At 58.1% G+C, this 20,606-nt stretch carries 18 protein-coding genes; 12 read left to right on the top strand and 6 right to left on the bottom strand.

Annotated features, from left to right (window positions below; all coding sequences use genetic code 11):
* The first annotated feature begins 70 nt into the window (after positions 1-70).
* A complete protein-coding gene (locus ARC85_RS00415) occupies positions 71-904 on the top strand; it encodes a cation diffusion facilitator family transporter (RefSeq protein WP_228285611.1) in 834 nt (277 codons plus the stop codon).
* On the opposite strand, the gene ARC85_RS00410 is transcribed toward ARC85_RS00415, so the two are convergent.
* A complete protein-coding gene (locus ARC85_RS00410; RefSeq protein ID WP_286714117.1) occupies positions 827-2,164 on the bottom strand; it encodes a CHAD domain-containing protein in 1,338 nt (445 codons plus the stop codon). The two genes, ARC85_RS00415 and ARC85_RS00410, sit on opposite strands and share 78 nt — an antisense overlap.
* A gap of 232 nt (positions 2,165-2,396) precedes the next feature.
* Here ARC85_RS00410 and ARC85_RS00405 point away from each other — a divergent pair, with 232 nt between their 5' ends.
* From ARC85_RS00405 to ARC85_RS00355, 11 genes are all read left to right on the top strand, one after another.
* Positions 2,397-4,073, top strand: coding sequence for a methyl-accepting chemotaxis protein (locus tag ARC85_RS00405; RefSeq protein ID WP_286714116.1), 1,677 nt, complete (start codon positions 2,397-2,399; stop codon positions 4,071-4,073).
* A gap of 112 nt (positions 4,074-4,185) precedes the next feature.
* The gene (locus tag ARC85_RS00400) at positions 4,186-5,256 is read left to right on the top strand and encodes a TRAP transporter substrate-binding protein (RefSeq protein ID WP_278349837.1); all 1,071 of its coding nucleotides are present in this window, start codon (positions 4,186-4,188) and stop codon (positions 5,254-5,256) included.
* A gap of 131 nt (positions 5,257-5,387) precedes the next feature.
* On the top strand, positions 5,388-6,509 hold the full coding sequence (gene potA / locus ARC85_RS00395; protein ID WP_011783894.1) for a spermidine/putrescine ABC transporter ATP-binding protein PotA: 1,122 nt from the start codon (positions 5,388-5,390) through the stop codon (positions 6,507-6,509).
* Positions 6,502-7,359: a spermidine/putrescine ABC transporter permease PotB gene (gene potB, locus ARC85_RS00390; protein WP_113879541.1), complete on the top strand. Its 858-nt coding sequence runs from the start codon at positions 6,502-6,504 to the stop codon at positions 7,357-7,359. The genes potA and potB overlap by 8 nt, the downstream gene beginning before the upstream one ends.
* Complete coding sequence (potC, locus tag ARC85_RS00385) at positions 7,356-8,126, top strand: spermidine/putrescine ABC transporter permease PotC (protein ID WP_286714115.1); 771 nt, start codon at positions 7,356-7,358, stop codon at positions 8,124-8,126. Before potB ends, potC begins: the two co-directional genes overlap by 4 nt.
* The gene (locus ARC85_RS00380; protein WP_286714114.1) at positions 8,123-9,163 is read left to right on the top strand and encodes an extracellular solute-binding protein; all 1,041 of its coding nucleotides are present in this window, start codon (positions 8,123-8,125) and stop codon (positions 9,161-9,163) included. Before potC ends, ARC85_RS00380 begins: the two co-directional genes overlap by 4 nt.
* A 153-nt stretch (positions 9,164-9,316) precedes the next feature.
* Positions 9,317-10,390, top strand: coding sequence for an extracellular solute-binding protein (locus ARC85_RS00375; protein WP_286714113.1), 1,074 nt, complete (start codon positions 9,317-9,319; stop codon positions 10,388-10,390).
* 5 nt (positions 10,391-10,395) lie between these two features.
* Positions 10,396-11,490, top strand: coding sequence for an ABC transporter ATP-binding protein (locus ARC85_RS00370; protein ID WP_286714112.1), 1,095 nt, complete (start codon positions 10,396-10,398; stop codon positions 11,488-11,490).
* Positions 11,487-12,347, top strand: coding sequence for an ABC transporter permease (locus ARC85_RS00365; protein WP_031210086.1), 861 nt, complete (start codon positions 11,487-11,489; stop codon positions 12,345-12,347). Before ARC85_RS00370 ends, ARC85_RS00365 begins: the two co-directional genes overlap by 4 nt.
* 4 nt (positions 12,348-12,351) lie before the next feature.
* Entirely contained in the window at positions 12,352-13,200 is an 849-nt protein-coding gene (locus tag ARC85_RS00360; RefSeq protein WP_286714111.1) for an ABC transporter permease, read from the top strand.
* A 101-nt stretch (positions 13,201-13,301) separates the two neighbouring features.
* Positions 13,302-15,503, top strand: coding sequence for a GGDEF domain-containing protein (locus ARC85_RS00355; protein WP_286714110.1), 2,202 nt, complete (start codon positions 13,302-13,304; stop codon positions 15,501-15,503).
* A 2-nt stretch (positions 15,504-15,505) separates the two neighbouring features.
* On the opposite strand, the gene ARC85_RS00350 is transcribed toward ARC85_RS00355, so the two are convergent.
* From ARC85_RS00350 to ARC85_RS00330, 5 genes are all read right to left on the bottom strand, one after another.
* The gene (locus ARC85_RS00350) at positions 15,506-16,918 is read right to left on the bottom strand and encodes an alanine/glycine:cation symporter family protein (protein WP_286714109.1); all 1,413 of its coding nucleotides are present in this window, start codon (positions 16,916-16,918) and stop codon (positions 15,506-15,508) included.
* Between the two features lie 149 nt (positions 16,919-17,067).
* On the bottom strand, positions 17,068-17,511 hold the full coding sequence (locus tag ARC85_RS00345) for a universal stress protein (RefSeq protein ID WP_011783904.1): 444 nt from the start codon (positions 17,509-17,511) through the stop codon (positions 17,068-17,070).
* Positions 17,512-17,541: 30 nt separating this feature from the next.
* Complete coding sequence (locus ARC85_RS00340) at positions 17,542-18,828, bottom strand: TRAP transporter large permease (RefSeq protein ID WP_011783905.1); 1,287 nt, start codon at positions 18,826-18,828, stop codon at positions 17,542-17,544.
* Positions 18,829-18,864: 36 nt separating this feature from the next.
* Positions 18,865-19,458: a TRAP transporter small permease gene (locus tag ARC85_RS00335; RefSeq protein WP_286714108.1), complete on the bottom strand. Its 594-nt coding sequence runs from the start codon at positions 19,456-19,458 to the stop codon at positions 18,865-18,867.
* 106 nt (positions 19,459-19,564) lie between these two features.
* Entirely contained in the window at positions 19,565-20,593 is a 1,029-nt protein-coding gene (locus ARC85_RS00330; protein WP_199453662.1) for a TRAP transporter substrate-binding protein, read from the bottom strand.
* Positions 20,594-20,606: the final 13 nt, after the last annotated feature.

Below are 20,606 nucleotides of genomic sequence, written 5' to 3'. Positions count from 1 at the left end.
TTCCGTCGCTCAGCGACTCACACCTGTTGAATGATGCCGCTAATATGGCAGCAATTCTCAGGAGGTCAAAATGTTTACTTCTCTGGCGCGGGAAAACCTGGCGCTGACATTATCAGCAGTGGGCGCGGGCCTGTTTGCGCTCGCCGGTATTACCTGGGGTCTTTGGGTCGATTCCCTGGTTATTCTCTTCGATGGTGCCTATTCCCTGATCAGCCTCGGGTTGTCGCTCCTGTCACTCTATGCCGCCCGTCTGGTGCGCAGGCCGGCCAATGACGATTACCCATTCGGGATGGGGGCCGTGGAGCCTTTGGTGATCGCCGTGAAAGGTCTGGTGATTGCGGTGGTGTGTATCTTGTCGCTGGTATCGGCGGTGGTGTCGCTGCTTCAGGGTGGTCGTGCCGTGGCGGCGGACATGGCAATGATCTTTGGTGCGGTGAACGTGGTGGGGTGCCTGGCGGTCTGGGCGTATCTACGGTGGTCAACTCTGCGCAATGGTTCGGGGCTGGTGCAGGCGGAACAGCGCCAGTGGCTGATGGACAGTGCCCTAAGCGCTGCCGTAATGATTGGTTTTGGCGCGGCCTGGCTGCTGGAACGCAGTCATTGGGCGGAGCTGGCCGTGTATGCCGACCCGGTAATGATGCTGGTGATTTCGGTCTACTTCATGACGGTGCCTGTGAAGATGGTTCTGGAATCAGTTCGGGAGCTGTTGCTGGCGGCGCCCAAAGAGGATGCGCTCGAAGACATCCATGAAACGCTGGAAGATCTGGGTCTGAATCCGGAACAGGTCCGGGTGGCCAAGCTCGGCCCGAACCTTCTTCTTGAGGCCTCAGACGTTCAGCCCTCCCATAGCCAGTATTTGCCTGCGGGTATTGGCTTTCTCTTGCTCAAGTTTGCCAGTCAGTGACACCCCGTCGCACTCCGGATGGTCGGCGAGGAATCGCCGGGTCAGCTCGATCTGGACATGCAGATCCTGGAAACGGCCATACAGATCCTGTCGCTGGCGCAGTTCTTTCAGTGTTGGCTTGCCGTGCCGGGCATCCCGCTCCAGAAGATATCGGATACGCTTTAGGGCCTTGCGCAGCTGGTGCAGGGCTTCATCCGGGGCGGTATGAAGCAGTTCTGCGGTTTTCCGGTTGAACTGTTTCAGGCGCCGGTTTGCGGCGACCTGGATGTCTTTTTTTCGCAGCTCTCCAGCCAGCTTATGAAAAGCTTTGGATTCAATATAGCCGTGCCAGCGCTCTAGACTTTGACGATAGCGTTTCTGGCCAAGGCGTTTGGCCAGTTTGCGCTGTGCTTTAGATGCCCTGAGCCGCGCCCAGTCGGTCAGCGTGGTGCAGAGTTCCGGGTTGTCGTGGCACAGCTCGGGGATATCCTGAAGAAATACGTGCAGATCCCGCAGGGCGCTGGTGGCCCGGGCATGTCGCTTCAGTTCGCGAATATGCTCCTGTAGTTGGCGATCGCCGGTAATCTCGGCCAGGGGTTCGGCAATGGCCCGGCTGCGGCGAAGGGCAATGCGGTACTGGTGCAGAAATTCGTCATCCAGCCCCAGAATGACCCCCGGGGTCAGCAGTTCCAACTGATTGTTCAGCTGCTGCAAAACCTCCGGGAGTGTGTTCTGGTCCAGTTCAGTGGCGCCGGGACTGGCTTTTCGGTTCTTGCGCCGGAATTCGTTGTAACTGAAATCACGAGGCGTCAGGAAGGTTTTCAGTGCACCCTTGTTTTTGTCCACTTTCTTCCAGTGCCTTACCGGCAGCCGGATCTCCAGGATACTGGCGGTTGGCAATTCGAACGGAGCCTGGGGTACCAGAAAGGCGGCCAGTTCGAGTAATGCCGGGTTGTGGCCGATGAGGGTGATGCGGTTCTGAGCGTTATCCAGATTCTGCAGCCAGCGTAATAGACGCCGGAAGTCGAAGGTGTAAAGCTCATCTTCGGTGCGGACATGGGCCGGCTGGTCGTTGACGCTGAGTGCACCTGCCAGCGTTTGCTGGGCTCGCACAGCGGGGCTTGCATAAATGGCACCGGACAGCGCGCCCAGGCATTTCATTGCCCGCGCGAGCGGCGCAAGCTGGCTTTGGCCTCTGTTATTCAGCGGGCGTTCCTGGTCGCAGAGGCTGTCGTCGTTCCAGCTCGATTTGGCGTGGCGGATAAGAAAAAGCCGTTTCATGCATGCTTGCTCATGAGCTGAATGTTCAGACCTTAGTCTGACACAGCCTCAAGTCGTTTACATGACGGCCGATACGTATTTAGACGTATGACTCTGATATGACGGGCTTGTTTACACAAAAACCTGTTCCGGACCTGCGTTTGGTATACAGCTTTTAACAAACTGCAACGGAGTGCGGACTGCGTTTGTGCATAATCAAAGGATTACAAGAAATGACCCCGGAGCGAAGACCATGACCTTCATGAGCAACCTGACCATCAGAACACGGCTTCTGATTGGTGTATTGGTGCCTGTACTGATTACGGCTGGAACAATTGCATGGATTACGGCGAACCAGATCCGGGCCAATGGAGAGGCAGAGTTGCAACGCCTCGAGCAGGAACTGTTGGAAGCGCGCAAGGAAGGTTTGAAAAATCTGGTTGAAACCGCGAAATCCGTGGTGCTTGAGGCCAAGTCCACTCCCGGTTTTTCGGAGCAGGAGGCGCAGGAAGAGGCGCGAGAGCGGTTGCGGTCAATCAAGTTCGGTCAGAACAACTATGTCTTCGCCTATGATCGCAGCCTGTTCAATCTCGCCTATGCACCGGACCCCTCCAAAGAAGGGCCGACCACCAATCCGAACACGCAGAAGTTGGTGCGAGGCTTATTTGACGCTGCAGGTGACGATGGTTTCATGCCTTATGAGTGGCCCAACCCTGCTACCGGCCAGGTGGAACCGAAAGTCTCCTATTCCACCATTATTCCGGGCTGGGACTGGATGATAGGGTCCGGCGTGTATGTAACCGATGTTCAGAGAGCGGTGGCCGCTGCCCGGGAAGAAATTGATGCAACCATGACATCTGCTATGGGCTTCATTTTACTGCTGACCATTGTGGTGGTGGTGATTTCACTGGTAATCGGGTTGGTCATTGGCCGCACCGTGACTGCGCCGCTGAACAAGGTCAGCGACATGATGCGGGAGATTGCCGACGGAGAGGGCGACCTGCGCCAGCGCCTGCCGGAAGATGGTAAAGATGAGCTGGCCGTTCTGGGTCGCCGCTTCAACCATTTTGTCATCAAGATTCAGGACACCATCCGCGAGGTGGGGTCTACCACGGACCAGGTGGCGTCGGCGGCTGAAGAACTGAGCCGGGTGGCGAATGAAACCCGCCAGTCTGTTCAGGAACAGGGTTCGGAAACCGACCAGATTGCTTCGGCCATCAACGAAATGGCGGCAACGATTCAGCAGATTTCCGGCAACGCCAATGAGGTGGAAGGCGCAGCTTCCGATGCGGACCGCATGGCCAAAGAGGGTGGCGAGACCATCAACAGTGCCCAGGGCGCGGTCAATCAGCTGTCCCAGGAAATGGAAGATACCGCCCGCAGCATCAATGCCCTGGCCGAGAAGTCGAACGATATTCAGCAGGTGCTGGATGTGATTCACGCGGTTACCGAGCAGACCAACCTGCTGGCCCTGAACGCTGCCATTGAGGCAGCCCGGGCCGGCGAGCACGGTCGCGGCTTCTCGGTGGTTGCCGACGAAGTGCGCCAGTTGGCCAAGCGGTCAGCGGAATCCGCTGATCAGATCCGGGAAATGATTGATGGCTTTGTGGCGGAGTCCAAGGCTTCGGTGGAGCGCATGAACAACTCCCGCAAGAGCTCGGAGGCGACGGTTGAGCGCATCAATCATGCCACCAGTGCACTGAACACCATCGTGACCTCGGTGACTCAGATTCACGATCAGGTGACACAGATCGCTACTGCCGCTGAACAGCAAAGCCAGGTGGCGGAAGAGATCAACCAGAACGTGGTGCGGATTGTCGACGCGGCCCAGCGCAGTGACACCGGCGTAACCCAGACCAATGAAGCCAGCCACGAACTGGCCCGGCTGGGTGAGAACCTGCGCGAGCTGGTTGGTCAGTTCAAGGTCTGATTGCCCTCACAAGAAAGCCGGCCCGCCACATTGGCGCGGTCGGCTTTCGTCGTTATGATGGATCATTCAGGCATGTTTGAATCAAAAATCGATAACAATGGAAGCCAACACTATGTCCCTGCGTAAAACCCTGCTGGCGGCAGTCAGCACTCTTGGCCTGCTGGCCAGTCCTTTCGCGGTCTCTGAAGAAACCTATACCCTGCGTCTCGCGGAAACCTGGGGCCCCAATTCCGGGCTGCTGGGGGATGCGCCCCGCAACATGGCGGCCATGGCCGAGGAAATGTCGGGCGGTCGGCTGAAGATCCGGATTGATTCCTCCAACAAGCACAAGGCCCCTTTCGGTATTTTCGATCTGGTCCGTAACGGCCAGTACGACATGGGCCACACCGCCTCTTATTACTACAAGGGCACCATTCCCAACGCCATGTACTTCACCACCATACCCTTCGGCATGATTGCACCGGAGATGTATGCCTGGTTCTACCACGACGACGGCATGGAGCTGATGCAGAAGGTGTATGAACCCTTCGGGCTGCTGTCCTTCCCGGGTGGCAACACGGCCAATCAGATGGGCGGTTGGTTCCGGAAAGAGATCAAATCTCTGGAGGACCTGAAAGGCCTGAAAATGCGCACCCCTGGCTTTGCCGGCGAGGTTATGTCGGAAGTCGGTGTGGCGGTAACCAACCTGCCACCGGGCGAGCTGTATACCGCGCTTGAGCGCAACACCATCGACGCCGTTGAATGGGTTGGCCCGGCGCTGGATCTGCAGATGGGCTTTCACCAGATTGCCAAGTACTACTACTCCGGCTGGCAGGAGCCCAATGCCGAAGTGCAGTTCCTGATCAACAAGAAAACCTGGGATAAGTTGCCGGCCGATCTACAGGCCATCCTGCGAGTCTCCATGCGCACGGCAGCGTATGACATGTATATCCAGAGCACCCACGAAAGCGGTGTGGCCTGGGAGAAGATGAAGCAGGAATACCCGGATGTGACCCACAAGGTGTTTCCGCCGGAAGTTATTACCGCCCTTCGAGAAACCACCAACCGCCTGCTGGATGAGTTTGCCGAGAAGGACGAGCTGGCGAACGAAATCATTACTTCACAGCGCGAGTACCTGAAGCAGGTTCGCCCCTGGACTAACATCTCGGACAAGGCGTATCTGAACAGCGTCGCCGACCAATAAGACCGGTGCGTGACAGCCCGGCCTGGTAAGGCCGAAAAACAAGAGGGGCGTGGTCAGGGAATATCCGCACGCCCCTTTTTGTTTGCGTCTGTTTCTGGAAAAATACGCCGCTCAAACTTTGGGCAGGGCCGATGAAACAGACACTGCTATCTCTGAGCAATCTCACCAAACAGTTCGACGGCAAAAAAGTGCTGGATTCTCTGGATCTGGACATTTTTGACGGCGAGTTCATTACCCTCCTGGGGCCCTCCGGTTGCGGCAAGACCACCTTGTTGCGGATGATGGCGGGTTTCGAGCATCCGGATGACGGCACCATCGCCCTGGGCGATCAGGACCTGACTCACACTCCGCCGGAACACCGGCCGCTGAACACGGTCTTCCAGAACTACGCGCTGTTTCCTCATATGTCGGTCTTCGACAACGTGGCCTATGGCCTGAAAATGGAGAAGCGGCCAAAGCAGGAAATCCGGGAGCGGGTCGAGGATGCCCTGGCCATGGTCCAGCTTGAGGACTTCGCCCGGCGCAAGCCGCATCAGTTGTCCGGTGGCCAGCAGCAGCGGGTGGCCATTGCCCGTGCGGTGGTCAAGCGCCCGAAGGTACTGCTGCTGGATGAGCCGTTGTCGGCGCTGGACTACAAATTGCGCCGCACCATGCAGGTGGAGCTCAAACGCCTGCAGCGGGAGCTGGGCATCACCTTTGTGTTTGTCACCCACGATCAGGAAGAAGCCCTGTCCATGTCCGACCGGGTGGTGGTGCTGAAAGATGGCCTGATCCAGCAACTGGGGACGCCGCGGGAAGTCTACGAGCGCCCGGCCAACCTGTTTACTGCCCGCTTTGTCGGTGAAACCAACTTCTTCCCGGGCCGGGTGGACAAAGCCAACGGCGATGACACCATCACCGTGGACGTGTTCGGTCTGAAGCGTACCTTCCGCAAGCCGGATTTCCCGGTCTCCGGTGGCCAGTCCCTGCATGTGCTGTTGCGCCCCGAGGATATCCGGGTACTGGCGCCGGACGATGAGGATGGTGTGGCTGGCAAGATCGTAGAGCGTAACTACAAGGGCAGTACCCTGGATTCGGTGATTCATCTTGAGGATGGCACCGAGGTGCTGGCGTCGGAATTCTTCGACGAAGACGACCCTACCTTCGACTATCGCCTTGGCGAGCCGGTCAAAGTGAGCTGGGTTGATGGCTGGGAATGGCTGTTACCCACAGAGCCGGAAGCTCTGCCAGAGGAAGAAGGCACCGATGCGTAGCCTGACACAGCAGCCGTTCAGAACGGCCGTGCTGGTGCTGGTCTGGGGCTGGTTGTTGTTTCTGGTGCTGACCCCCAACCTGCTGGTGGTCGGTGCCAGTGTAATGACCCGGGACCCGGGCTCCTTCATTTCGCTGCCGCTGACCCTGGATGCCTACCGGCAACTGCTCAATCCGCTGTACCTGGAAGTGTTCCTGCACTCCCTGTATATGGCGGCCATGACGACGCTGGTGTGTCTGCTGATCGGCTACCCGTTTGCGTGGGCGTTGTCCAAGGTCGGCAAACGCAATCAGGTGCTGCTGATCTTCCTGCTTATCGTGCCGTTCTGGACCAATTCCCTGGTGCGAACCTACGCCCTGAAGTTGATCCTGGCCACCAATGGCCTGCTCAACAACGCGCTGATGTCGCTCGGGGTGATCGAGGAGCCCATGCAGCTGCTGTATACCGAAGGAGCCGTGATTATCGGGCTGGTGTATCTGTTGTTGCCGTTCATGATCCTGCCGCTCTACTCGGTGTTTGAAGACCTGCGGGAGGACTACCTGAGGGCGTCGCACGATCTGGGCGCGGGGCGCCTGTCCACGTTTATCCATGTGATCGTGCCGCTGACCCTGCCGGGGGTGCTGGCGGGCATCATGCTGGTGCTCTTGCCGGCCATGGGGTTGTTCTTTGTGCCTGATATTCTGGGCGGTTCCCGCAACCTGCTGGTGGGTAACGTCATCAAGAACCAGTTTCTGGATGCCCGCAACTGGCCCTTTGGTGCCGCTGCCAGCATCCTGCTGACCCTGGCCATGGCGTTCCTGATGTTCGCCCACCGCCTGAGTAAACGGCGGATCGGGGAGGACGGTGTATGAATCGCTGGCTGCCCCGCACCTACCTGACGCTGGTGTATCTGCTGCTGTACGTGCCTATCGTGGTACTGGTGGTATTCTCCTTCAACGATTCCCGCACCGGTTACGAATGGGGTGGCCTGAGCCTGCGCTGGTACGAGGCCCTGTTCAACAACCGGGCCATGTTGCAGGCCATGTGGAATTCCCTGTGGCTGGCGCTCTCCGCGGCCACCGTTTCGACATTGATCGGCGCGCTCACCGCTCTGGCCCTGCACCGATACCGGTTCCGGGGCAAGAAAGTGCTCAACGGCATGTTGTTTGTGGTGATGATGTCGCCGGAGATTGTACTGGCGATTTCGCTGCTGGCACTGTTTCTGCTGGTCGGCCTTCAGCTGGGCTATGTATCCCTGTTGCTGGCCCACGTTACCTTCTGCCTGCCCTTTGTGGTCATCACTGTGATGGCCCGGCTCAGCGGGTTTGACGAACGCCTGCCGGAGGCGGCCCGGGATCTGGGCGCCAACGATTTCACCATGACCCGCACGGTACTGATTCCGGTGATCATGCCGGCCTTACTGGCAGGCTGGCTGCTGGGGTTTACACTGTCACTGGACGACGTGGTGGTCAGTACGTTTGTCAGTGGCCCGAGTTATGAAATTCTGCCGTTGCGTATCTATTCCATGGTGCGGGTGGGCCTGAAGCCCGAAGTGAATGCCCTTGGCACCCTGCTACTGGTATTCTCACTGGTCATGTTGATCTTGTCTCAATGGATACTGTTAAGGAGCAAACGATGAAGAAACTGGCACTGGCCGGCCTGCTGGCGGTGGGCCTGACTGGCTGCAGTGGTTCTGAGGAGCCCAAGGTTCTGAACCTGTACAACTGGTCTGAGTACATGCCCCAGGAAGTTCTGGATCGCTTTACTGAGGAAACCGGTATCCAGGTGGTCTACACCACTTACGACAGCAACGAAGCCATGTACGCCCGGCTGAAACTGCTGGATGAGAGTGCCGCCTACGACCTGGCCGTGCCCTCCACCTACTACGTGAGCAAGATGCGGCAGGAAGACCTGCTGATGCCCATCGACCGCAGCAAGATTGAAGGCTTCGACAACCTGGATCCGGAACTGGTGAACCTGGATATCGACCCGGAAAACCAGTACAGCGTGCCTTACCTGTGGGGCACCACTGGCCTGGCTGTGGATACCGCGGATGTGGAAGGCGAGGTTACCGCCTGGGCTGATCTGTGGGATGAGCGCTTTGAAGGCCGGGTCATGCTGACCAACGACATGCGTGAAGTCTTTCACGTAGGCCTGCGGGTACTGGGTTACTCTGGTAACAGCACCGATCCCCAGGAAATCGAGCAAGCCTACGAGAAGCTGACCGAGCTGATGCCGTCTGTGCGTACCTTTAACTCGGATGCCCCCCGCATGCCGTACCTGGAAGGTGAAACCGACGTAGGCATGATCTGGAACGGCGAAGCCGTCATGGGTCGCGATACCCTGGATTCCCTGGAATACGTGTATCCGGAAGAGGGCATCATCGCCTGGCTGGACAGCTTCGTGATTCCCAGGAACGCCAAGAACCCGGAAGCGGCCCACCAGTTCATCAGCTTTGTGCTGCAGCCGGAAATCTCTGCCCTGATCAGTGAAGAAATCGGCTACGCCACGCCCAACCTGGCGGCCCGGGATCTGCTGGATGACACTGTCGCGAACGACCGTGCCAGCTACCCCAACGCCACCGACATGATCAATGCCGAGTTCCAGACCGATATTGGTGACGAGGCGCTGCAGGTGTATGCCAAGTACTGGGAAATGCTGAAGTCCGGTCAGTAAGTCTGGTCAGGCTTAACAGCAATAGAAAACGGAGGCTTCGGTCTCCGTTTTTTATTGCCCGGGTTTCACAAAACTGAAATACATGGTCTATAACTTCCTGATAACAAAACGTTAGCGAATCCGCATCACACCGTTTCAGGGGAATGAACGACCATGGCACTGCGCAAGACACGGATATCAGCACTGGCCACCCTGCTGGCCGCAACCACAGCTTCCGGCAACCTGTTGGCGGAAGAACTTCGCCTGATTACCTGGGGAGGCTACGCCCCGGATGAGGTGGTCGCCCAGTTCGAGGAAGAAACCGGAATTGATGTAAAGATCACCTTGTCCAACAACGAGGACATGATCTCCAAGCTTCGGGCCACCGGTGGCGCCGGTTTTGATCTGGCCCAGCCGAGCCAGGATCGCATCGTGGGTGTACAGCGCCAGTTCAACATCTACAAGCCCATTGATTACAGCCGTATCAATACCGGCCAGTTGCAGGCGTCGATGGTGAAGGCGACTCAGGAGTCGACGGCTCTGGATGGTCAATCTTACGGTGTGCCCTCGGTCTGGGGGACCAGTGGCCTGATTGTGCACAGTTCCGTCGCGGACACCGTTACCGATTACACCGACCTGTGTGACCCGGCAGTGGCTGGCAAAGTGAGTTACCGCCTGAAGCGGCCGACGCTGATCGGCTTTGCTTTCGCCATGGGCATGGATCCATTTGCGGCCTATGAAAACCGGGACGAGTACCAGTCCATTATGGCGAAAGTGGAAGACAAACTGATCGACTGCAAAGACAACGTGAAAACCTACTGGACCGGTGGCGACCAACTGCTGTCGCTGCTTCGTACCGGAGAAGTGACCGCTGCCATGGCCTGGGATGCCGGCGGCTGGAAGCTGAATGCGGAGAACCCGGACATCCGCTTTGTGGCGCCGGAATCCGGAGCCCTGGGCTGGATTGATACCTTTGCCATCCCGCGCCGCAGCGAGAACGAAGAGGCCGCCTACAAGTGGATCAACTTTGTGATGCAGCCGGAAATTGCGGCCAAAATCACCAATGCCTCCGGTAACTTCACGGCCTCCAAAGGCGCCGATGAGTTTGTGAACGCCGAGCTGCGGGATGCCTATCGCCTGAGCTTCGATGAAGAAGCTATCAACAACATCAAATGGTATCCGCCAGTACCACCGGGGCTGGAAGCCATGGAAGGGCAGGTGCTGGATCGCGTCCAGGCGGCGAACTGATCCTTATGGCAACAGAGTCTGACCTGTCCTGCAGCGGACTGGTCCGCCGCTTTGGTAATAACGCGGCGGTGGACCATGTGTCGCTGGATGTTCCTGCGGGCACCTTTTTTTCCATTCTGGGGCCGTCGGGGTGTGGCAAGACCACCCTGCTGCGGCTGCTGGCAGGCTTCGACAAGCCGGATGAAGGGGATATCTTCATTCGCGGCCAGCGCATGAATGAGGTGCCGCCTAACAAGCGCCCGGTGAACATGGTGTTCCAGCACCTGGCGCTGTTCCCCACCATGTCCGTCGGTGACAACATTGGCTATGGCCTGAAGCGCAAGAAGGTGCCCGCGGCCGAGCGCCGCAAGCGGATTGCACGGGTGCTGGAACAGGTGGGGCTGCCGGAACTGGAGAATCGCAATCCCCAGGAATTGTCGGGTGGCCAGCGCCAGCGCGTGGCCCTGGCCCGCTGCCTGGTGCTCGAACCCACCTTGTTGTTGCTGGATGAGCCTCTCGGTGCCCTGGATCTGAAACTTCGGGAGCAGATGAAGGTCGAGCTCAAACACCTGCAAAAGCAATTTGGCACCACCTTTGTGTACATCACCCATGACCAGTCCGAAGCCATGGTGATGTCGGATCAGGTGGCGGTGATGAAAAATGGCCGCTTCGAGCAGGTGGCGCCGCCGGAGGAGCTATACCGGCATCCGGCAACGCCGTTTGTCGCGGGGTTTGTCGGCGACAACAATCGCCTGGCGGGGACGGTGGTGTCCGTGGCCGATGATGTGGCGGCTGTTCGTCTGAGCGATGGTGCGGTGGTACGCGGTCGGGCTGCATCGGCGGGCCTGGCACCTGGTGCCCAGGCAGAATTGTACATTCGGCCGGAATCATTGTCGTTTTCGCAAACGGCTGCGGTCGCGGGTTCCTCCTCACTGCAGACCCGAGTCCGGACCACGCTGTTTGATGGCGCCAACAGCCGGGTTGAAGTCGAAAGCAATGGCCAGGCACTATTTGCACGACTCCCCCAGGACGGCTCGGCGCCGGCGCTGACGCCGGACGGCCATCTTGAGCTGTCGTGGGATCCGGACCTGGCCCGGGTATTTGGAGCTTCGCCCCAGTGAATAGCTCGGTTAGCCGTTTCTCGCTGTGGCTGTTGCTGGCGCCTTTTCTGCTCTGGATAGTGCTATTGGTGCTGGTGCCCCATCTGCAGATGTTGCGGGTGTCGTTCCAGGTGCGGGAAAGCTGGGATACCCTGGCCTGGGGGCTGGAGCAGTACCAGAATTTCTTCAGTGAATCCTACTACTGGCGTACCTTCGTGCGTACCGGGGTGATGTCCCTGTTCACTACCTTCCTTACCCTGCTGATTGCCTTTCCCATTGCCTGGTACATTGCCCGCCTGGCCCGAGGGAGGAGCAAGGGTATTCTGTTCCTGGCTTGCCTGATCCCGTTCTGGGCCAGCGAGTTGGTGCGTACTTACGGCTGGATGATCCTGTTGCGGGAGAGCGGCCTGTTCAGTTCCTGGCTGCAGGCGCTGGGCTGGGTGGATGGCCCGGTGGAGATGCTCTACAACGATGTCGCGGTGATCATCGGCCTGGTCTACAACGGCCTGCTGTTTATGGTGGTGCCGCTGGTGACCACGCTCGACGGCATGGACGAGAACCTGGTCGAGGCCGGCTACGATCTCGGCGGCGGCCACGGTACCGTGCTGCGGGAGGTGGTGATTCCCTGGGCCATGCCGGGCATTGTCTCCGGCTGTATTGTGGTGTTCATGCTCACCCTGGGCAGTTACCTCACGCCGATTCTGATGGGGGGCAAAGACAGTGCCTGGTTTACCCAGCAGATTTTCACCCAGTTCATCACCCGGTTTAACTGGGAGCAGGGTGCGGCTTTGGGGGTCTTGCTACTGGTATTGTCGTCGCTGCTGGTCTGGCTGGGCCTGAAGCTGACCGGGCAATCCCTGCGCAAGGTTATGGGGTGATGTCATGATCCGCTCTGTACCTCGGTCCCGGTTGTTTGATGCCCTTTACCTGAGCTATCTGTTGGCCTTTTTCCTGTACCTGGCGTTGCCTTTGCTGGTGACGGCCGTGTTCGCATTCAACGACTCGCCGTTCCCGTCATTGCCCTGGCAGGGCTTTAGCCTGGACTGGTATCTGGCCGATGGCACGGCGGGGCGTACCGGGCTGTTTCATGACGACGGCTTGCTCAGTGCCCTCTGGGTCAGCACCAAGATCGCGTTCTGGGTAACGCTGGTCAGTGTGGCGCTGGGCTGCGTCAATGCGGTGTTGTTCGAGCGGCTGGAATTTCGCGGTAAAGAGCTGCTGTATCTGTTGATGCTGCTGCCGCTGGTGATTCCCGGCGTGATTCTCGGGGTGTCCATTCTGGTGTTCTACAGTGGCATGGCCAACGATGTCTCCCGCTTGTGGGGCATCGAGCTGGATCTGTTCCGGCCGGGTATGACCCTGGTGGTGATGGGGCAGGTCACTTTCATCACCACCTTGGCTACCCTGGTGATCGCGGCCCGGCTGCGCAAGTTTGACCGACAACTGGAAGAAGCCGCCCTGAATCTGGGTGCCACGCCGGTCGTGGCCTGGTTTACGGTTACTTTGCCGTGGCTGCTTCCCTCCATCCTCGGGGCCGCGGCGATGGCGTTTTTGATGTCCTTCGAGAACTTCAATACCACGGTCATGCTCACCGGTAGTGATACCCCGCTCACCGTGGCCCTGTTCAATCGTCTGCGGGAAGGCTCAACGCCGGTGTTGAACGCGGTGGCGCTGTTTCTGATGCTGGTGTCTGCGTTGTTGGCGCTGTTTACCCTCCGACAAAAAAGTTGAGAAAGTTCTGTATCTGCCGGTTACGGTTTATACTGGAACGATCACTCCTGAAAGCGGGTTCTGCTTTGCACGCGTCCACTTGTCGCATCAGGTTTCTGCTGGTGATCATCGCCCTCGGGGTCTGTCTGTCCCAGCCGGGATTTGCCGCCATGCAGCTGGTGGATGAGGGATGGCAGTATCGCTGGGGGGATTCACCGTTTCAGCCTGATGGCACGCCGCTTTGGGCCACGGAAGCCGATTCCGGCCCCTGGCAGGACATTGCCTTCCCGTCAAACCCGCCGGGCCGTAAAGGCCAGCAGCATGCCTGGTTCCGGGTGAACCTGTCAGAAGGTGAATGGTCTGCGCCGGCGCTCTATATCTACAGTGTGGACATTATCGTTCAGGTCTGGCTCCGGGGTGAGCTGCTCTACCAGTACGGCACCTTTGATGACCAGGGGCGGGGCAAGTTTGAGGGCTGGCCATGGCACGAAATCCCGCTGCCGGATGGCTACGAAGGCGAAACCATGTACTTCCGGGTTTTCTCCAACTACACGGATATCGGGTTGTGGGGAGAAGTGGCCATTCTGGACCATCCGGACCTGGTGTTGCACATTGTCAGCCAGTCTGCCGAAAGCCTCGTTATTGCCGCCCTGTCGGCCCTGATTGCCTTATTGGCCCTGGTGTTTGCCCTGATTCAGCGGGGCCAGCGCAGTTTCGCCAGCATTGCTCTGTTTTCATTCCTGACCTCGGTGATGCTGTTGGCTGAGAGCCAGGCGAGCTTGTTGATTGCTTACAAACCTTTGTTGTGGGACTACCTCGCGGCCGGCTCTTACTACCTGATTCCTATGGCGTTGGCCTTGTTGTTGCGGCAATGGCTGGGCGCTGCGCGCCCGGCGCTGATCAGCTGGCTGGTGTGGGTGCATCTTGGATTGGCGGTGAGTGCTCTGACCCTGGCGTTGGTCGGCGCGGTAGACCTTTCGTCGACCTTCCCGGTGTTTGATGTGTTGCTTCTGGTCTCCCTGGTGTTGATGGCTGGGGCTGTATTGCCTCGCTTCTGCGTGCTGTTCCGGGAGCAGCAGGTGCTGGTGGTGGCCTGTGGTGTGCTGGCGGTGCTGCTGATCGTCGATATGGCCGTTGCTCACGGGTTCCTGCCCTGGGGCCGGGTGCCGGTGAGCTGGGGCGCGCTGGGTTTCTCGCTGGCGGTGGTCAGCATTTCGGTCTGGCACTACGGCAAGACCCAGAAAGAGCTCCAGCAACTGAACATCCGGCTGGAACAGAAGGTTCAGGAGCGCACCGCCCGCGCTGAGTCACTGGCAGAAAGGGAAGTTGCCCGGGCCCGGTTGCTGGCACTGGAAAGCAAGAAAAGCCAGAAGCTGGCGGATGTCATTGCTGCCCTGCAGGATTGCGCCGGCATTGAGGAAGCCTTCGAGCCCCTGTTAAGAGCCATGCCGGAACTCTACCTGCCCATGACCGGTTGCTTTTATCGAAGAGGCGTCGATGGGCATTACGACCGCGTGGTTCACTGGGGCAGCGCCCCGGAGGACGTGTTCCCGGCGTCACTGGGGTCGAATCTTTCTGCCTTGACTGAAACCGTACTGCCGGTGCGTAGCTACGATTTACCGGCTCAAATGTGTTTCTTCCTGCGGGTAGAGTCTGCCCGCTCCGGCAACCGGCCTGAAGGGGTGTTGATGCTGGAGCGCCCGGATCTGCCGCCAGTGGTGAAAGACTATGGCATCGCACGGGTGATTGCCTGGGTATACCAGTCGGTTGAGAAAATTGGCATTACCTTGTCTGGTCTGGCCTTGCGGGCTGAATTGCAACGATTCTCTTATGAGGACAGCCTGACCGGCCTGAAAAATCGTCGCTACTTTGATGAACTCTTTCGCCATGAGCGGGAAGTGTCGGCCAGATCCGACAGGCCGCTTTGCCTGCTGATCTTCGATATCGATCACTTCAAACAGTTCAATGATTGCCATGGCCATGAAGCCGGTGATCAGGCGCTGAGAATGGTCGGTGACGTGCTCGGTACCTACTTTCGCGGCAGTGATACCGTATGTCGTTACGGCGGTGAGGAGTTTGCGGTGCTGATGCCGGGGGCATCCCTTGAGGAGGCCCGACAACGGGCCGAGCAGCTACGGGCGGCCATCTCAGCCGAACAGGTGGAATATCGGGGTGAAAACCTGGGCAGCCTGACCATTTCAGCCGGCATTGCCTGCTGGCGGGAGAATTGCCCGGAGTTTGACGAGCTGTTCCGGGCCGCCGACCAGGCGCTGTACCAGGCCAAGGAAGCGGGCCGCAACCGAGTAGTTGCGGCCACGCTCTGACATCAATGCCAGATATTGCTGTCGATCTTTTCGTGCAGCTCAGGATAGTCCTTGGACTTGAAGTGCGGCACCAGGCCTTCCTTGCGCTGAGCCAGGTAGTCTTTGGTCAGTTTCACAACCGTGCCGGACAACAGAACGATAGCAATCAGGTTGATGGTGGCCATCAGCCCCATGGATGCGTCCGCCGCATTGAATACCGTCACCACCGCTTCGTAGCCACCCCAGATCACCATACCAAGCGCGGCCAGGCGCAACAGGGTCAAGCCCAGGGTGTTGCCGCCGCGCAGGTAGATCAAGGCATTCTCGGCGTAGGTGTAGTTGGCGACGATGGAGGTAAAGGCAAAGAACAGGATGGCAATGGCGATAAAGTAGCCTCCGAAGTCACCCAGATGCACTTCCATGGCCTGTTGGGTCAACTGGGTGCCGGTCACGCCGGAACCCGGCTCCAGAACGCCCGCCAGTAGAATCATCACGGCCGTCGCCGTACAGACAATGATGGTATCGATGAACACACCGAATGCCTGAACCAGGCCCTGTGAAGAGGGATGATGCGGAGCCGGGGTTGCGGTTGCGGCAATGTTGGGTGCCGAACCCATACCGGCTTCGTTGGAGAACAGCCCGCGTTTGATGCCATTCAGCATGGCGGCGGTAATGGAGCCTGCCGCGCCACCAGCGGCCTCTTCCAGGCCAAAGGCGCTTTTCACGATCAGCGCCAGCACGCCCGGAACCTCGGTAATGTTCATAGCCATCACGCCCAGTGCCAGCAGCACGTAAGCGCCGGCCATGAACGGCACGACAAACTCAGCGAAGCGAACGATCTTGCGCAGACCGCCAAAGATAACAATGCCGGCAAAAGCCGCGATGACCACGCCAACACCGAGCTTGGGCACACCAAAGGCGCCCTGCATGGCATCGGCAATGGAGTTGGCCTGTACGGCGTTGAAAACCAGGCCGAAGGAGATAATCAGACAGACCGCGAAAATGGCCGCAGCCCAGGGCGCTTTCAGGCCTTTGGCAATGTAAACCGCCGGGCCACCCCGGTACTGGCCTTTGCCGTCACGGACCTTGTACAGCTGGGCCAGCGTGCTTTCAGCGTACCCGGTGGCCATACCGACGAGGGCTACCATCCACATCCAGAAAATGGCACCGGCACCGCCCAGGTACAGGGCAACCGCAACCCCGGCAAGGTTACCGGTACCCACCCGGGAGGCCAGGCTGGTACACAGGGCCTGGAAGGGAGAAATCCCGTGTACATCGCTTTCCCGGGAGCCACGGATGGCGCGGACCATTTCGCCGAAATTGACGAACTGAAGGAAGCCCAGACGGATGGTAAAGAAGACACCTACGGCAAGCAGGCCATAGACGAGGACATAGCCCCAGAGAATCGAGTTGAGAAAATCAACAATTGCAGTCATGGCTAGACGCCTTGTGATTTGTGAATGAGAAGTAATCCAAGGCGAGGCAGTCTAGCACGGTGAAAAATCAAGCTGACTGCGGAAATCCGTGATTGCCGGGCAGCTATGAATATGCTGCCCGGCGGTACTGCGGGGAGGACTTTACCGATTCAGACCACCAGAACCGGGCACTTGGCCTGGGAGGCGACCCGGTGTGAGACACTGCCCAGGAAGGTGCCATCTTTATCGCTATTGGTACCCTTGGTACCCACCACGATCAGGTCGGCTTCCTTGTCCTGGGCAAATTTGACAATCACCTTCGAGGGTCGACCGGCCTTGACGAAACCACGCACCTTGGTGGCGCCATGCTCCTTGGCCAGCTCCTTGGCGTGGTTCACTACGCCTTTGGCATACTCAGACAGCACCTTGTCCGGGATGTCCATGTCGTCGGGCCTTCCGATAGACAACGACGCCTCAAACAGGCTGTGATGCTTGTACACACAGAGGATGTAGATCTCGGCGTCCGGGATCAGTTTCTGCAGTTCAATGGCTTTATCCAGTGCCTTGAGTGAGGTTTTGGAACCATCCACAGCGGCCAGAATCCGTTTAAACATGTTGTTCTCCTTTGATCAGTGGCTGTGGATCTAGTCCCTGAACGCGATGTCACGCAGGAACAGGGCAATATCCGGGAAGGCGATGATCAGGCCGGCAGCCGCCACCAGCATGAATATGAACGGAGGCGTACCCCGGATAACTTCCATGTAGGGCCGTTTGAAGATGGCAATGGCGGTGAAAATGTCGCAGCCAAAGGGTGGCGTGGCAGAACCGATGGCCACCTGCAGGGTAATCAGCACACCGACAAGCACCGGATCCAGCCCGGTGGCCTGAATGGCGGGCGCAAAGATCGGTGTCAGCACCAGGATAACCACGATGGGATCGACGAACATACAGGCGATGAAGAAGGCCACACAGATGGCAATCAGCACGCCCACAGGTCCGGCCTCGTTGACGCCCACCGCTTCCAGGATGGCCTGGGGAATCTGGGCAAAGGAAATGATCCAGGAGAAGCCATTACCCACGGCCACCAGAATGAACACCACAGCCGTGATCAGCCCGGTGGATTTGGCAATCTTGTAAATGTCGTTCAGTTTCAGCGACCGGAAGACCACAAATTCCAGCAAGAAGGCGTAGAGCACGCAGACTGCAGCTGCCTCGGTGGGGCTGAAAATACCACCGTAGATACCACCGACAATGATCACCGGGAACATCAGGGGCCAGGAGGCATCCCTGACTGACATCGCCCGTTCTTTCCAGCTGGCCTTGGCTTCAGTCGGAACATCGTTCTTGTAGGCGTAGATCAGGCAGTAGATCGAGAACATGAACAAAATCAGGATGCCCGGGCCGATGCCCGCAATGAACAGTTCGGCAATGGAGGTTTCCGAGATGACCCCGTAGATGATCATGCCGATGCTGGGAGGGATCAGGAAGGCGATATCACTGGCGTTGATAATCAGAGCCAGCGTGAAGGGATCGGAGTAGCCAGCCTTGAGCATTTTCGGGCGCAGCGGTGAGCCCACTGCGACCACGGTGGCCTGGGTTGAGCCAGACACCGCCCCGAACAGGGTGCATGAGGTGGCGGTACTGATGGCGAGGCCACCTTTGATGTGGCCGATAAAGGCCATGACCATATTGATCAGGCGGTCCGCAGACTGGCCCCGGGTCATGATATCGGCCGCCAGAATGAACATGGGTACCGCAATCAACGACGCTGGCCGGATGCCACCCATCATCTGCTGGATGAATGTGCCCATCTGCCCGAAGCCATCGAACATCATAACGAAGCCGATGACGGCAGCAGTGGTTAGCGGAATCATCATCGGGAAGCCCAGAAGCAGCAGCCCGATCATGACGATCATCATAATAGTTGCCATGGTGTGTCTTTCCTTAACCTATGGGTTCACGCTGCTTCAGACTTCGGTTTCGGTATCGGCGTAGCCATCCACCACACCCGTCGACAGGTACACGTCTTTGGTGGTGAAGTTCTTGATGGCGGTCAGCAGGTACTGGATGCCGGTAATGGCGAAACCGACAGGGGCCCAGATGTAAATCCACCAAATCTCAAAACCAAGCGCTGGCAAAATCCGACCTCGGCTGTACAGGGTCTGGATGTACTCAAAGGAGTAATAGCACAGGAAAAACATGACCACGGAGGTAAACAGGGCGATGATGATCATCAGTACCTTACGGCCCTTGGTCGGGAAGGCATCGTACATGGCGGACATGCGGATATGGCGGCCGTGCCGGGCGGCGTAGCCAATGCCGGCAAAGGTAATCAGAATGATCAGAATCCGGTTGATTTCACCGGAGAAAAACAGGCCCTCACTGAACACGAAACGGGCAATAACATTGGCGCAGGTGTTTACCGCCATCAGAATCACGCCAGCGGCGAGCATGACGGCTTCGATTTTTGAAATCCAGACGTCAATCGTGCCCAGAAAGCCAGGCAAGCCGGACTCATAGTGACCGGTATCGTCTTCGATCTCCGGGGAATTCTCGGACATGGATTCTGCTCCAGAACATGTCGCTCCCGGCGGGAAGAATCCCCGGCGGGGCGGGGTTAAAGCTGGGTTGCCACCCGCCGGAGCGGGGGCAACCGTTTGGCGAGGTTCAGTCGTTCTGAACTTCTTTCAGATCTTCCTTGAACTGCTCCAGCAGCTCTTTACCACGCTCACCGGTCATTTCGATGAACTTCTCTTCCACCTGTGGCGCGCGGGCCTTGAAGGCTTCGATCTGTTCGTCAGTCAGACGGGTAACGGTAACTTCGTCGCTGTTGGACTGGATCTTTTCCAGGGCCTCGTCCGCCAGACCATCAATGTGCACGATGATTTCCTCGAAGGCGTAATCAGCGGCATCCTGAACCAGCTTCTTGTCCTCATCAGACAGGCCTTCGTAGAAGTTCTGGTTCGCCATCATGGCGGTGGTGAACCAGCCGTGGCCGGTGAATACCAGGTTCGGGGAAACCTCATACAGACCACCTGACTCAATCCAGAAAATCGGGTTCTCCTGACCCTGGATCATGTTGGTCTGCAACGCACCGTATACTTCACCCCAGGGCAGGGGCGTGGGAGTGGCACCAAACGCAGAGTAGGTCTCGGACAGAAGCGGGTTGGTCATTACCCGGATCTTCTTGTTGTTGAACTCTTCTGGTGAGGTAACCGGCTCATCCACAGTCACCACCATTTCCCCTTCCGGGTACATCTTCAGCAGCTCCAGGCCTTTCTCGGAATACAACTCCGGGAAGTCTTCGTTGATGGCCTCGGATTCACGGAAGAACTTGATCACCTGGTCCATGTCGGTAGGCATCAGGTAAGGAATAAAGAAGATCTGCGCTTCCGGGATCAGGGAGCCGGTAAAGCCAGGAGACTGGTTTACAAAGTTAAGGATACCGGCCTGGGTCTGTTCCATGATGTCGTCAGACTCACCCAGCTCACCGAAACGGTAAATCTGCAGGGTGTGGTCGGAATTCTCTTCAATGTATTCCTTGAACTTATATGCGAATACGTCCTGAACGTCGCCTTCGTATTCTTCATGGGCGTAGCGCCAGTTGGCGGCATTCACGGCATTTGCCGCGGTCAGGCCGGCAAATGCCAGCGCTGAAATACCAGCCAGTTTCCTGAATTTACTTGTGCTGCTCATCGGGTTGTCTCCG

Origin of the sequence: Marinobacter sp. tcs-11 (assembly GCF_002049515.1) — a bacterium.
GTDB classification, from domain to species: domain Bacteria; phylum Pseudomonadota; class Gammaproteobacteria; order Pseudomonadales; family Oleiphilaceae; genus Marinobacter; species Marinobacter nauticus.
The sequence above is the reverse complement of the archived record's forward strand: the minus strand, read 5'-3'. Positions and strand labels throughout refer to the sequence as shown.

What these genes read in the sequence shown, in the direction of transcription:
- ARC85_RS00415 (WP_228285611.1), top strand. Translation starts at nt 71, where the DNA reads ATGTTTACTTCTCTGGCGCGGGAAAACCTGGCGCTGACATTATCAGCA.
- ARC85_RS00410 (WP_286714117.1), bottom strand. Translation starts at nt 2,164, where the DNA reads ATGAAACGGCTTTTTCTTATCCGCCACGCCAAATCGAGCTGGAACGAC.
- ARC85_RS00405 (WP_286714116.1), top strand. Translation starts at nt 2,397, where the DNA reads ATGACCTTCATGAGCAACCTGACCATCAGAACACGGCTTCTGATTGGT.
- ARC85_RS00400 (WP_278349837.1), top strand. Translation starts at nt 4,186, where the DNA reads ATGTCCCTGCGTAAAACCCTGCTGGCGGCAGTCAGCACTCTTGGCCTG.
- potA (WP_011783894.1), top strand. Translation starts at nt 5,388, where the DNA reads ATGAAACAGACACTGCTATCTCTGAGCAATCTCACCAAACAGTTCGAC.
- potB (WP_113879541.1), top strand. Translation starts at nt 6,502, where the DNA reads ATGCGTAGCCTGACACAGCAGCCGTTCAGAACGGCCGTGCTGGTGCTG.
- potC (WP_286714115.1), top strand. Translation starts at nt 7,356, where the DNA reads ATGAATCGCTGGCTGCCCCGCACCTACCTGACGCTGGTGTATCTGCTG.
- ARC85_RS00380 (WP_286714114.1), top strand. Translation starts at nt 8,123, where the DNA reads ATGAAGAAACTGGCACTGGCCGGCCTGCTGGCGGTGGGCCTGACTGGC.
- ARC85_RS00375 (WP_286714113.1), top strand. Translation starts at nt 9,317, where the DNA reads ATGGCACTGCGCAAGACACGGATATCAGCACTGGCCACCCTGCTGGCC.
- ARC85_RS00370 (WP_286714112.1), top strand. Translation starts at nt 10,396, where the DNA reads ATGGCAACAGAGTCTGACCTGTCCTGCAGCGGACTGGTCCGCCGCTTT.
- ARC85_RS00360 (WP_286714111.1), top strand. Translation starts at nt 12,352, where the DNA reads ATGATCCGCTCTGTACCTCGGTCCCGGTTGTTTGATGCCCTTTACCTG.
- ARC85_RS00350 (WP_286714109.1), bottom strand. Translation starts at nt 16,918, where the DNA reads ATGACTGCAATTGTTGATTTTCTCAACTCGATTCTCTGGGGCTATGTC.
- ARC85_RS00345 (WP_011783904.1), bottom strand. Translation starts at nt 17,511, where the DNA reads ATGTTTAAACGGATTCTGGCCGCTGTGGATGGTTCCAAAACCTCACTC.
- ARC85_RS00340 (WP_011783905.1), bottom strand. Translation starts at nt 18,828, where the DNA reads ATGGCAACTATTATGATGATCGTCATGATCGGGCTGCTGCTTCTGGGC.
- ARC85_RS00335 (WP_286714108.1), bottom strand. Translation starts at nt 19,458, where the DNA reads ATGTCCGAGAATTCCCCGGAGATCGAAGACGATACCGGTCACTATGAG.
- ARC85_RS00330 (WP_199453662.1), bottom strand. Translation starts at nt 20,593, where the DNA reads ATGAGCAGCACAAGTAAATTCAGGAAACTGGCTGGTATTTCAGCGCTG.